This is a genomic window from Variovorax sp. RKNM96, assembly GCF_017161115.1.
GTDB lineage: Bacteria > Pseudomonadota > Gammaproteobacteria > Burkholderiales > Burkholderiaceae_C > Variovorax.
In genome coordinates this window covers 2,765,129-2,776,783 of record NZ_CP046508.1, presented here as the reverse complement: position 1 = coordinate 2,776,783, position 11,655 = coordinate 2,765,129, and the positions used below count along the sequence as shown (strand labels likewise).

The window sequence follows — 11,655 nt, the reverse complement described above, 5'->3', positions numbered from 1 at the left end:
AAATGGAAAAACAAAGATGCGCCGGCAGAATTACCCGCCGGGCCAAAACTTCAACCCAGGGCGTCGTTCACCTGCTCGTTGAACTCCGTCTGGCTGAGTGCCGTGCCAATTTCCCGCGGCAGCGCATCGCGCACTGAAAACACGCCCAGGATTTTCGCCCCCGCCACCAGCGGCAGGTGCCGGAACCCGCGCTCCAGCATCAGCACCACCGCGTCGGACACCAGCGTCTCCGGCGGCACGCAGATCGGATTGGGCGTCATCACCTCGCGCACCGGCGTGCGGTCGGGGTCGAGCCCCTTGGCGAGCACGCGGGTCATGAGGTCGCGCTCGGTGAGGATGCCGACCAGCGTGTCGGGCAGCTCCATGACGAGCACGCTGCCGCAGTTGGCGCGCGTCATCACGCAGGCGGCGTCGCGCACGCTGGCCTGCGGACCCAGGCTGATCACGTGCTTGCGCGAGACGGATTGGAAAACGGTGCGCTCGGCCATGGTGCGCCCTTCGGAAGTGAGGTCAATGGTGCCGCCGGCGCCGGCTCAGCGCAAGGAGGCGTTCAGCTTTTCGAGTGCGCTCACGCCGGGGCACAGCTGGTCCGCCTCGAGCGTGTTGAGCGGACGGTCGCAGGTGTTGAGCGCCGTGTGCAGGTCGGTGGCGAGCGGATCGACGTAGAGCAGCCCCGTCACCACCTCCCCCATCTCGTGGTGACGCTGCATATAGGCCATCGCGGCGTACCGGTCGCCGGGGTTGTAGTCGGGGTGCAGGCTGCGCAGGCGCAGCAGCGTGCCGTCGTGCTGGCGCACGTCCATCACCTCGCCCGGGCCGATGTCGGCGGTGATCTCCTCGCGCCCGGTGATGAAGTCGATGCGGCTCACCGCCTCGTTGTGCTCGCGCACGTAGTCGTAGCTCTTGGTGCTGCCCGGGTGGTTGTTGAAGGCCACGCAGGGGCTGATCACGTCGATGAAGGCAGAGCCGCCGTGGCTGATCGCGCCCTTGATCAGCGGCACCAGCTGCGCCTTGTTGCCCGAAAAGCCGCGCCCCACGTAGCTCGCGCCCAGCTGGAGCGCCAACGCCACCAGGTCCACCGGGCTGTCGGTGTTGACCACGCCCTTCTTGCTCTTGGAGCCTTGGTCGGCCGTGGCCGAGAACTGGCCCTTGGTGAGGCCGTAGACGCCGTTGTTCTCCACGATGTAGGCCATGCGGACGCCGCGCCGCATGGCGTGCGCGAATTGGCCGAGGCCGATGGACGCCGAATCGCCATCGCCCGAGACGCCCAGGTAGAGCAGGTCGCGGTTGGCCAGGTTGGCGCCGGTCAGCACGCTGGGCATGCGGCCGTGCACGGTGTTGAAGCCATGCGAGGCGCCGAGGAAGTAGTCCGGCGTCTTGGAGCTGCAGCCGATGCCCGAGAGCTTGGCCACGCGGTGCGGCTCGATGTCCAGCTCCCAGCAGGCTTCGATGATGGCGGCGGAAATCGAGTCGTGGCCGCAGCCGGCGCACAGCGTGGAGATCTTGCCCTCGTAGTCGCGCCGCTTGTAGCCGACCTTGTTGGTGGCCAGCGTCGGGTGGTGCAGCCGGGGCTTGGCAAGGTAGGTCATGCGGATTCCTTGGTGTCGGCTGCGCGGGACGCCTGCTTGCGCACATGCGCGCCGATTGCTTCGACGATGAAGCGCGCAGTGATCGGCGTGCCGTCGAAATGCAGCACGCGCACCAGCCGGGCGGGGTCGAAGTCCAGCTCGTTGACCAGCAGGCTGCGCATCTGCGCGTCGCGGTTCTGCTCGACCACGAACACCTGCCGGTGCGCGGCGAGGAATTGCACCACGCTGTCGGGGAACGGAAACGCGCGCAGCCGCATCGCGTCGAGGTGGATGCCCTCTTCCTCCAGCGCATCCAGCGCTTCGTGCATCGACGGGCTGGTCGAACCGAAATAGATCACGCCCAAGTCGGTCTTTTCCGCGGCCGGCCGCAGCACCGGCTGCGGCACCATCGTGGCCGCGGTCGCGAACTTCTTCAGGAGCCGTTCGACGTTGTAGATGTAGTCCGGCCCGCGCTCCGAATACCGGGCGTAGGCATCGCGCGTGGTGCCTCGGGTGAAGTAGCTGCCCTTGGTCGGGTGCGTGCCCGGCAGCGTGCGCCAGGGAATGCCGTCGCCGTCCACGTCCTTGTAGCGGCCGAAGTCGCGGCCCGCCTCCAGCTCTTCGGCGGTCATGACCTTGCCGCGGTCGTAGGCCTTGGCGTCGTCCCACACGAAAGGCTCGCACAGGCGCTGGTTCATGCCGATGTCCAGGTCGGTCATCAGGAACACCGGCGTCTGCAGGCGGTCGGCCAGGTCCAGCGCGGCCGCCGCGTGCTCGAAGCACTCGTGCGGGTCTTCGGGGAACAGCAGCACATGCTTGGTGTCGCCGTGCGAGGCGTAGGCGCAGGAGAGGATGTCGGCCTGCTGCGTGCGCGTCGGCATGCCCGTCGAGGGTCCGCCGCGCTGCACATTGATGAGCGTGACCGGAATCTCCGCGAAGTAGGCCAGGCCGATGAACTCGGTCATCAGCGAGATGCCTGGCCCCGAGGTCGGCGTGAAGGCGCGCGCACCATTCCATCCGGCGCCGACCACCATGCCGATGGAAGCCAGTTCGTCTTCGGCCTGCACGATGGCGAAGCGGTGCTGGCCGGTGGCCGGGTCCACACGGAACTTGGTGCAGTACTTCTGGAAGGCCTCGGCCACCGAGGATGAGGGCGTGATCGGATACCAGGCCGCAACCGTGGCGCCGCCGTACACGCAGCCCAGCGCCGCAGCGCTGTTGCCGTCCACGAAGATGCGGTTGCCCACGCGATCGGCGCGCCGTACCTGGATGCCCAGCGGTTCGCGCAGGTTCTCGCGCGCGAAGTCGCAGCCCAGGTGCAGCGCCTGCACGTTGGAGGCCAGCAGTTTTTCCTTGCCCTTGTACTGCTCGCCGAACAGCTTCTCGACCACCTCGGGCTCGATGCCCAAGAGGATGGCCAGCGCGCCGACGTAGACGATGTTCTTGAAGAGCTGCCGCTGGCGCGGGTCCTGGTAGACCGCGTTGCAGATCTCGGTGAGCGGCATGCCGATCACGCGGATGTCGGTGCGAAACTTCGAGGGCGGCAGCGGCCGCGTGCTGTCGTAGAAGAGGTAGCCGCCGGGCGCCAACTCGGCCAGGTCGGCGTCCCAGGTCTGCGGGTTCATCGCCACCATCATGTCGGTGCCGCCGCGCCGCCCGAGGTGGCCCGCCTCGGTCACACGCACCTCGTACCAGGTCGGCAGGCCCTGGATGTTGCTCGGGAAGATGTTGCGCGGGCTCACCGGCACGCCCATGCGCAGGATGGCCTTGGCGAACAGCTCGTTGGCCGAGGCTGAGCCGGAGCCATTGACGTTGGCGAACTTGATGACGAAGTCGTTGATGCCTTCGATCTGCGGGATGGTGGTGGCCGCCCCCACGCTCGCACCTTCGGGCGGCAGCAAGGCGCTCATGCCGCCACCCCCTGCCCGGCCGGCGTCATCTTCAGCAGGAACTTCTGCATGTCCCACGCGCCCGTCGGGCAGCGCTCGGCGCACAGGCCGCAGTGCAGGCAGACGTCTTCGTCCTTGACCATCACGCGGCCCGTCTTGAGGCCGCCGGACACGTACAGGTCCTGCGTCAGGTTCAGCGCCGGCGCCTTGAGATGGGGCCGCAGCTCGGCCTCCTCGGCGTTGTCGACGAAGTTGATGCAGTCCATCGGGCAGATGTCCACGCAGGCATCGCATTCGATGCAGGCGGCTTCGGTGAACACGGTCTGCACGTCGCAGTTGAGGCAGCGCTCGGCCTCCTTGAAGGCGGTGGCGGCGTCGAAGCCCAGTTCCACCTCCACGCGGATGCTCGCCAGCGCCGTCTCGGCCTTGGCCCACGGCACCTTGTAGCGCAGGTCGTTGGAGGTGTCGTTGTCGTAGCTCCACTCGTGGATGCCCATCTTCTGCGACACCAGGTTGGTCATCGGCGCGGGGCGCACGTACACCGGCTCGGCGCGCAGCAGCTTGTCGATCGACACGGCCGCCTCGTGACCATGCGCCACGGCCGTGATGATGTTCTTGGGACCGAAGGCCGCATCGCCGCCGAAGAACACGTTGGGCACCGTCGACTGGAAGGTGTTCTTGTCGAGCGTGGGCAGCCCCCACTTGTCGAAGGCGATGCCGCTGTCGCGCTCGATCCAGGGGAAGGCGTTTTCCTGTCCCACCGCGACCAGCACCTCGTCGCATTCGAAGAAGGCATCGGGCTCGCCGGTGGGCACCAGCGTGCGGCGGCCCTTGTCGTCGTACTCGGCGCGGACCACCTCGAAGGTCATTCCCTGCAGTTGGCCCTGGTCATGCACGAAGGCCTTGGGCACGTGGAAGTTGACGATCGGAATGCCCTCGTGCTGCGCGTCTTCCTTCTCCCAGGGCGAGGCCTTCATTTCGTCGAAGCCGCTGCGCACGATGACCTTCACGTCGGTGCCGCCCAGGCGCCGGGCCGAGCGGCAGCAGTCCATCGCCGTGTTGCCGCCGCCCAGCACGATCACGCGCCGGCCGATGCTTGTGATGTGGCCGAAGGACACGGAGTTGAGCCAGTCGATGCCGATGTGGATGCTGGCCGCGGCTTCCTTCCGGCCGGGCACATCGAGGTCGCGCCCGCGCGGTGCGCCGCAGCCGATGAAGATGGCGTCCCACCCTTGCGCCATCAGCGCCTTCATCGAGTCGATGCGCTCGCCGCCGCGGAACTCGACGCCCAGGTCGAGGACGTAGCCCGTCTCCTCGTCGATCACCGATTCGGGCAGCCGAAAGCGCGGAATCTGCGTGCGGATGAATCCGCCGGCCTTGGCCTCGCCGTCGAACACCGTCACCTCATAGCCGAGCGGCGCCAGGTCGCGCGCGACGGTGAGCGAGGCCGGCCCCGCGCCGACGCAGGCGACGCGCTTGCCGTTCTTCGGCGCGGGCTTGGGCATGCGCTCGCGCACGTCCTCTTTCATGTCGGCGGCCACGCGCTTGAGCCGGCAGATGGCCACCGGCTCGGGCGCCTGAGCGTTGCTCTCCTCCACGCGTCCGCGCCGACAAGCCGGCTCGCAGGGTCGGTCGCAAGTGCGCCCGAGGATGCCCGGGAAGACGTTGGACGCCCAGTTGATCATGTACGCATCGCCGTAGCGGCGCTGCGCGATCATGCGGATGTACTCAGGGACGGGGGTGTGCGCCGGACAGGCGTACTGGCAATCGACGACCTTGTGGAAATAGGCCGGGTTGGCAATGTCGGTTCGCTGCAATGCGTTTCTCCTGACAGTCGCCCTGGCCCCGAAGGGGCCGGCTTGTGGGGTTTGGCGCAGTATGCGCCGCAGTGGCGGTTGCACCACCTTGGTGAAATCCCGCAGCCGCACTCACATAGAACACCCCCGAATGATGTGCGCGCGCCACATTGGATTCGGGCTCCGCTCTGCCCAGACTGTGGTCGCCCGCCGGCCTGTACGCATGTCGGCGGGTCAAAGACGGCCGGCAGCCGCGCTGACGGCCATGACAACAGAGACAAACGGAGACATCACCATGATTCGCCACTTGCGCGCCGGCACCGCCTGCGCCGTCCTCGCCCTGCTGCAGCTGACCGCTTGCGGCGGAGGGGGGAGCAACAATCCCGTGTTCACGCCCATCCCCCCGGCCACGACCTCCCCGCCACCCAGCGAACCGCCGCCGGTCGCGACCTCGCCCCTGCAGCGCGCCACCGTCTACGGCAGCATCCTCGGCACCGACGATGCCGCGACGAACGGCACCTACAACTGGAAGGGCGTGCCCTTTGCCAAGGCGCCGGTCGGCAACCTGCGCTGGAAGGCGCCGGTCGATCCGGAGCCGTGGGCCACGGTCAAGACGACGCAGAAGCTCGGCAACGCCTGCGTGCAGACCGGCCGCCTCTACGGCCCGGGCCAGAACAACCAGTACGACGCGACCATCGGCACCTCCATCGGCAAGACCACCGGTTCCGAGGACTGCCTGTACCTCAACATCTGGGCGCCGTCGACAGCCAAGGCGACCGACAAGCTGCCCGTCATCGTCTTCGTCTACGGCGGCAGCAACATCACCGGCTATACGGGCGATCCGGTCTACGACGGCGCAGCGCTCGCGAAGGCGGCCAACGCGGTCGTCGTCACGGTGAACTACCGCCTGGGCATCATGGGGTTCCTCGCCTCGCCGCAGCTCAAGGCCGGCCTCGATGCGAACGACGACTCCGGCAACTACGCGATCCTGGACCTCATCAAGGGCATGAAGTTCGTCAATGCGAACATCGCGGCCTTCGGCGGCGACCCGGGCAACGTCACGCTGATGGGCCAGTCGGCCGGTGCCGTCAACATCTACGCGCTGATGGTCTCGCCACTGGTGGCCAACGCCAAGCCGGCGCTGTTCCAGCGCCTGGTTCCCCTGAGCGGCGGCGTCGCGACGGCCACGACCAAGCCGAACCAGGTCAACGCGCTCCTGAGCGCCCTGCTCGTGGCCGACGGCACCGTGGCGGACGACGCGGCTGCGGCGACCTACATCGCCAAGCAGAGCAACGCCGACCTGGCCGCGTACCTCCGTTCGAAGAGCGCGGACACCCTGCTGCAGACGGTGCTCAAGAAGCTCGTGCCGCTGGGTCTGTCGGCCTCCAATCCGCTGAACGACGGCACGGTGGTTCCGGTCGATCCGATCGCGGCGATCAACGCGGGGCAGTTCCTGAAGGTGCCGGTGCTGGCCGGCTACACGCGCGACGAGACCAAGCTCTTCCCGCAGAACCTGGCCACCTCGCCTGCGTTCGGCGGCATCAGCGGCCGGCTGCTCGACGACCCGACGGTGTTCTCGATGGCCTACAGCTATGACCCGAACGCCGCGCCCACCACGTCGCTCGAGCAATGGATCCCCGGCCAGTACCTGCCCGTCACGACGCCGGTGACCGGCTTCAACGCGAGGACCGACCTGTACAACCAGTATTTCTTCATCGCGCTGCGCAAGCAGATCTTCCCGGTGCTGCAGGCGCAGAACGTGCCGCTGTGGTGGTACCAGTTCAACTGGGACAAGTCGCCGGCGCCGTTCAACGACATCTTCGGTGCCGCGCACACCTTCGACCTGCCGTTCGTGTTCGGCAACTTCGGCCCGTCGCTCTATTCGAAGTTCGCGAACTCGAAGGCGAACGAGCCGGGCCGGCTGGAACTGTCGGACGCGATGATGAAGAGCCTCGCGGCGTTCGCCCGCAGCGGGAACCCCAACAACGCGGCGCTGGGGGTCAACTGGCCGCAGTACCCGTCGATGCTGAACTTCGACGCCTCGCTGTCGGCGAAGGCGATCACGGTGCAGTAGCTACGACGCTTCGGCGACCACGCGGAACATGGTCCGCTTCGTGTTCGTGAAGTGCGGCCGCGCGATACCGCTCCACGCGGTGGCGCGCACCGCGAGCCAGGGCGGCGAGCCCAGCACGTCTTCGCGCAGCAGGTCGTAGCAGGCCAGGGACAGCGGGCCCGCACCGCGATTGAGGAAGCGCATCGCCCGCACGCAGCCGGGCACCGCCGCGAGGCCGGGCATGTGCTCGGTGTCGTACCAGCGCGAGATCTCGTCGAGCCAGCCCGTCTCGGGGTCGGTTTCGACGACGTAGTGAAAGTGCGGGCGCTCGCCGGTCGAGGCGCCCGCGAAGTCGCGCATCGCCTCGAGCGGCGATGCGCGCACCTCGCCGGCCCAATCACACCGGGCTTGGAACGCCGCGGTGATCGCCTCGGCATCGGGCGCCTCGGCCGCATGCGACTTCAGGTAGACATAGGCCTGCGATCCATCGAGGCTCAGCGCCGCGCGGTGCAGCAGGAGCGCGGGTCCGTTGTCGGCATGGAACGCGCGGACATCCGCATCGATGCGCGAGGCCGCATCGGGCGCGGTGCGCATCTGGAGGAGAACGAAATGGGGTGCGGTGTCTTCTTGCATCGGCATCAATCAATCAATCAATCGGGCTTGATCTTCTTGGCGCGCACCACGGCGCCCCACTTGGCGCTGTCGCGCGCCAGCAGCGCGCTCAGTTCAGCCGGGCTCGAAGGCGCGGGCTCGGCGCCCGATGCCATCAGCCGGCTTTTCACGCCCTCGTTGGCGAGCGTGCGGCGCAGTGCCTGGTTCATCGCGTCGGCCACGCCGGCCGGCGTTCCCTTGGCCGCGAACAGCGCATACCAGTTGTCCGAATCGACACCGGGAATGCCCATCTCGAGGAAGGTCTTGACCTCGGGCAGCAGCGGATGCCGCTTCGAGGCGGCAATGCCGATGGGCTTGAGCTTTCGGCTGGTGATGAACGGCAGCAGCCCCGGGATGTCGCCGAAGAAACCGTCCACATGCCCCGCGAGCACGTCGGTGATGGCCGGCGCGGCGCCCTTGTAGGGCACGTGCAGCAGCGGTGTCTTCGCGGCGTCCGAGAGCAGTTCCATCGCCAGGTGCGGCACGCTGCCGGTGCCCGACGAGGCGAGCGTCAATGGCTGCTTGCTCTTCTTCGCAGCGGCCACGAACTCGGCGCCGGTGTTGTACGGTGCATTGGCCCCGACCACGAGCACCTCGACGTTGCGCACCACCAGCGAGATGGGCGTCAGGTCCTTCGCCGGGTCGTACATGAGCTTCTCGTACAGCGACGGATTGATCGCGACCGCGCCCACGCTGGTGAGCCACAGCGTCTGCGCATCGGGCGCAGAGCGCGACACGTACTCGGCCGCGATGCCGCCGTTGGCACCCGCCTTGTTCTCGACGATGACCTGGTGGCCGGTTTCCTTGCCGAGTTGCTCGGCGATCGCGCGGGCGACGAAATCGACGGGGCCGCCTGGCGGAAAGGCGACCACGATGCGCGTGATCTTGTCCTGCTGCGCACGGGCGGGAATGCCCGCGGCCACCAGTGCGGCGGCGGCAAGGCCCTGCAGGCAATGCCGCCTGCGAACGAACGGATGTTTCATCCGGAGTCTCCTGATGGTTCTTGTGGGGAAGTCAGTCGCAGCGCACGGACATGCCGCCGTCCACCACGATCTCGGTGCCGGTGACGAAGCGCGCCTCGTCGGACGCCAGAAAGAGCGCCGCCGCGGCGGTGTCGCGCCCGTCGCCCGTGAAGGGCAGCGGAATGCGGGCTTGGCGCTGTTTGAGCAGCGCCTCGACATCGCCGCCCGCCCGCTGGCCGGCAAGACGCGTCTCGACCATCGGCGTATGAAGCTGCCCCGGCACGACCGTGTTCACGCGAATGCCCTGCCCCGCGTACTGCACCGCGAGCACGCCCGAGAACTGCATCACCGCCGCCTTGGTGGAGGCATAGGCGATCTGCGCGGCGCCGGTCCAGCGCGTGGCCGAGGTCGATGCCAGGTTGACGATGGCGCCGTTGCCCTGCGCCAGCATGTGCGGCAGCACGTGCTTGCAGGTGAGGAACACGCTCTTCAAGTTGTGGTCGACCTGCGCATCCCACACTGCTTCAGGCATTTCGACCGGTCCGCCCTTGGCCGAGCCACCCACGTTGTTGACCAGCACGTCGATGCGGCCGAAGCGCGCGATGCACTGCGCCACCATCGCCTCGATCGACGCAGCCTGCGTGACGTCGCACGCCGCGGTCGCGAACACGCCGCCGGCCTGCGCGATGAGTTCGGCGGTTTCGCCCATGCGATCGATGTCGCGGTCCACGCCGAACACCTGCGCGCCCTCTTGCGCGAAGCGCACGGCAATCGCGCGGCCGTTGCCCCAGCCGGGGCCGACCGAGCCCGCACCGGTGATGAGTGCCACCTTGCCTTCGAGGCGGCGCGCGGTGGGTTGGAAGAAATCTGCTGCTGTAGTCGTCATGCGTCGAACCGGTAGAAGTCGAGGGGATTGCGCACCAGGATCTGTTCGCGCAGCGCGGCGTCCGGCGCGATCTGCGTCAGCGCATCGACGAGCACGCCGTCGTCCGGCACGTGGTGATGGTTGGGGTGCGGCCAGTCGCTGCCCCAGAGGCACCGCTCGGGGAACTCGTGGGCCAGCACATGTGCGAGCGCGATGCCGGCGGCGTAGTCCGCGCCGGCCGAGATGCGGTCGATGCCGCTCAACTTCACGCGAAAGAGCGGGTTGCGCAGCAGCGCGCGCAACGCCGCGAAGTCGGCATGGTCCGCACCGAGCGAGGCATCGACGCGGCCCATGTGATCGACGACCACCGGCACCGCGCTGCGCGCGAGCGGCGCAGCCAGTGCATGCACCAGGCTGCTCTCGAAATGCACCTGCAGATGCATGCCCAGCGGCGCCAGACGGCGGGTGAAGGCGACGATATCGTCCACGCTCGCGGAGGCGCCCAGGTGCTTCATGAAGTTGAAGCGCACGCCGCGGAATCCCGCTGCCGCCAGGCGCGCGAGTTCGGCATCGGTCACGCCGAGCGGCACCAGCGCCACGCCCAGGTAGCGCCCGCCGCCCGCGGCGATCGCATCCTCGATCACGCGGTTGTCGAAGCCGTGCACCAGCGACTGGACGATCACGCAGCGGTCGATGCCCAGTTGCTCGTGCAGCGCGAAGAGCGCCTCCTTCGGCGCGTCGGCCGGCGTCCAGTTGAGCGTTTCGGAAAAGGGAAATTGCGCGGCCGGCCCGAAGATGTGCACATGCGCATCGCAAGCGCCGGGCGGCAGTTGAAGATGCGGCACCGAGGGCCGCGGGTTGTAGGTCAGGGTTGTTGGCATGTCGTTGTCTCTCGATGAATTGTCTTGCGGTGCCCGCAGCTCGAGCTCTGCTTTTGCCGGATATCAGCTATCCGTAAAATGCATCGCCCATGGACCTCACGCGCCTCAACTATTTCGTCGCCGTCGTCGAGGCGGGCAGCTTCAGCAGGGGCGCGGCCTCGCTGCACATGTCGCAGCCGGCGCTGAGCCGGCAGATCCTGTTGCTCGAGGAAGAAGCCGGCCAGCCGCTGCTCGTGCGCACCGGCCGCGGGGTCGAGGCCACCGAGTCGGGCCTCGCGTTGCTCGCGCATGCGCGGGCGATCCTCGAGATGGCCGACCGGGCCCGCGCGGACATGCAGGAGCGGCGCGCCAGCCCGCACGGCCGCGTCGTGGTCGGCCTGCCGCCACGCGTGGCGCATGTGCTCGCGGCCGACCTGGTGGAGCGCTTTCGCGCGAAGTTTCCCGATGCAGTCATCAGCGTGGTCGAGGGCCTGAGCATCCGCCTGCGCGAATGGCTGGTCGCGGGCAAGCTCGACCTTGCGATCCTGTTCGATCCGCCGCCCTCGCCCCAGATGCAGGAGGAAACGCTGGCGCGCGAGCCGCTGATCGTGATCGGCCCCGAACCGCTGCCGCGCCGCATGAAGCTGGCCGAGGTCGCTGCACTGCCGCTCGTGATGCCGAGCGGACCGAACGCGCTGCGCCAGCTCCTCGAACGCGAAACCAAGCCGCGCGGCATGCCGCTGTCGATCGTCGCGGAGGTCGACTCGGTGCAGACCGTGCTGTCGCTGGTGGCGCGCGGCGTGTCGTACACGGTGCTGCCGCAAAGCGCGGTGCACCTGTGGACCTACGACAAGCCGCTGCATCGCGCGGCCATCCATGCGCCGGCCATCCGCAACCGCATCGTGCTCGCCATTCCGAAGGCCCGGCCCGCGACGCGGCCGAGCCGCTGGGCCGCGCAGGTGCTGCGCGAGCTGGCGCTGGAGCATTACGCGAGCACGAAGGCCGAATGAA

General features: G+C 68.0%; 10 protein-coding genes. 2 read left to right on the top strand and 8 right to left on the bottom strand.

Translation table 11 applies throughout. From position 1 onward, the window contains the following. Positions 1–50: 50 nt before the first annotated feature. The 4 genes from GNX71_RS12830 to GNX71_RS12815 are packed head-to-tail and all read right to left on the bottom strand — an operon-like array spanning position 51 to position 5,274. Positions 51–488 carry a CBS domain-containing protein gene (locus GNX71_RS12830; RefSeq protein WP_206178668.1) on the bottom strand — a complete coding sequence of 146 codons (438 nt, stop codon included), beginning with the start codon at positions 486–488 and terminating at the stop codon, positions 51–53. A gap of 45 nt (positions 489–533) precedes the next feature. Continuing rightward, positions 534–1,589, bottom strand: a complete 1,056-nt coding sequence (locus tag GNX71_RS12825; protein WP_206178667.1) for a 2-oxoacid:ferredoxin oxidoreductase subunit beta — start codon at positions 1,587–1,589, stop codon at positions 534–536. Next, positions 1,586–3,478: a 2-oxoacid:acceptor oxidoreductase subunit alpha gene (locus GNX71_RS12820; RefSeq protein WP_241027251.1), complete on the bottom strand. Its 1,893-nt coding sequence runs from the start codon at positions 3,476–3,478 to the stop codon at positions 1,586–1,588. The genes GNX71_RS12825 and GNX71_RS12820 overlap by 4 nt, the downstream gene beginning before the upstream one ends. Next, on the bottom strand, positions 3,475–5,274 hold the full coding sequence (locus GNX71_RS12815; RefSeq protein WP_206178666.1) for an FAD-dependent oxidoreductase: 1,800 nt from the start codon (positions 5,272–5,274) through the stop codon (positions 3,475–3,477). Before GNX71_RS12815 ends, GNX71_RS12820 begins: the two co-directional genes overlap by 4 nt. Positions 5,275–5,548: 274 nt before the next feature. On the opposite strand from GNX71_RS12815, the gene GNX71_RS12810 reads away from it, so the two are divergent. Next, a complete protein-coding gene (locus GNX71_RS12810) occupies positions 5,549–7,327 on the top strand; it encodes a carboxylesterase family protein (protein ID WP_206178665.1) in 1,779 nt (592 codons plus the stop codon). On the opposite strand, the gene GNX71_RS12805 is transcribed toward GNX71_RS12810, so the two are convergent. The 4 genes from GNX71_RS12805 to GNX71_RS12790 are packed head-to-tail and all read right to left on the bottom strand — an operon-like array spanning position 7,328 to position 10,665. Beyond that, entirely contained in the window at positions 7,328–7,939 is a 612-nt protein-coding gene (locus tag GNX71_RS12805) for a hypothetical protein (protein ID WP_206178664.1), read from the bottom strand. It abuts the gene before it with no gap. 17 nt (positions 7,940–7,956) lie between these two features. Further along, on the bottom strand, positions 7,957–8,940 hold the full coding sequence (locus GNX71_RS12800) for a tripartite tricarboxylate transporter substrate binding protein (protein ID WP_206178663.1): 984 nt from the start codon (positions 8,938–8,940) through the stop codon (positions 7,957–7,959). Between the two features lie 31 nt (positions 8,941–8,971). Next, positions 8,972–9,805 (bottom strand): SDR family NAD(P)-dependent oxidoreductase, encoded by an 834-nt coding sequence (locus GNX71_RS12795; RefSeq protein ID WP_206178662.1) that lies wholly within the window; start codon positions 9,803–9,805, stop codon positions 8,972–8,974. Further along, the gene (locus GNX71_RS12790) at positions 9,802–10,665 is read right to left on the bottom strand and encodes an amidohydrolase family protein (RefSeq protein ID WP_206178661.1); all 864 of its coding nucleotides are present in this window, start codon (positions 10,663–10,665) and stop codon (positions 9,802–9,804) included. The genes GNX71_RS12795 and GNX71_RS12790 overlap by 4 nt, the downstream gene beginning before the upstream one ends. A gap of 89 nt (positions 10,666–10,754) precedes the next feature. Here GNX71_RS12790 and GNX71_RS12785 point away from each other — a divergent pair, with 89 nt between their 5' ends. After that, positions 10,755–11,654, top strand: coding sequence for a LysR family transcriptional regulator (locus tag GNX71_RS12785; RefSeq protein ID WP_206178660.1), 900 nt, complete (start codon positions 10,755–10,757; stop codon positions 11,652–11,654). Position 11,655: the final 1 nt, after the last annotated feature.